Source organism: Halomonas flagellata (genome assembly GCF_022487945.1).
GTDB lineage: Bacteria > Pseudomonadota > Gammaproteobacteria > Pseudomonadales > Halomonadaceae > Halomonas > Halomonas flagellata.
In genome coordinates this window covers 1-887 of the sequence record NZ_JAKVPY010000081.1, presented here as the reverse complement: position 1 = coordinate 887, position 887 = coordinate 1, and the positions used below count along the sequence as shown (strand labels likewise).

Here is an 887-nt window from a genome sequence, read left to right as displayed (position 1 = left end):
ACGTAATAGCCGTCGGCAAGCCAATAATTTCCCCCATCTATTTAGCTCGTTAATAATTGTTACATATTTTGCTTCGTATTTATGCGCTACGTAATCTGTTGTGTTTTTTGTGCCTTCTGTATGAGTATTGTTAAAAAATAAGAGCCGGGCAACTGTCTGTTCTCAATGACTTTCCACTTAGTGTGCACAGACATTGCCATAAATGAGAGCCAAATCGAGGCGAGGGCATTTTTTTGCCTTTTAAAATAGCAATAAAACCCGGTAATATGTGGGAGATAAAGTATCAGTAGCGTTATCCCTCATTCTGGAGATTATTCCTTTGATCAACGTTCTTCTTGTTGATGACCACGAACTGGTGCGCGCAGGGATACGACGCATTCTGGAAGATATAAAAGGGATTAAAGTCGCTGGCGAAGCCTGCTGCGGCGAGGACGCCGTCAAGTGGTGCCGGGCTAATTCCGCAGATGTCGTCCTGATGGACATGAACATGCCTGGGATCGGTGGTCTTGAAGCGACGCGCAAAATCGCGCGCTCCGTGGCGGGCACCAAAGTGATCATGTTGACCGTGCATACCGAGAATCCTTTACCTGCCAAGGTCATGCAGGCGGGCGCGGCAGGCTATCTCAGTAAAGGCGCCGCGCCGCAGGAAGGGGGATTAACCCCCTCTTATGGGGTGCTGGTCTCGGCCCGCGAGGCGATTACCCTCCCGGTGCATCCGATCGTTCGCCCGCGCGGCGGCGATTTCTGCTACACCGAGGAAGAGTTCGCCGCGATGCTTAACGATATTCGCATGGTGCGGGATCTGGGCTTTCCCGGGCTGGTGACCGGCGTGCTGGATGCTGATGGCCAGGTCGATATCCCGCGGATGAAAAAAATAATGGCCGCGG

1 protein-coding gene is annotated in these 887 nt (G+C 51.9%); it reads left to right on the top strand.

Features of this window, described 5'->3' with window-relative positions; all coding sequences use genetic code 11:
- Nucleotides 1-319 precede the first annotated feature (319 nt).
- Nucleotides 320-887: copper homeostasis protein CutC (locus MKP05_RS21185; protein ID WP_240570126.1), on the top strand; the 568-nt coding region annotated here is incomplete at its 3' end.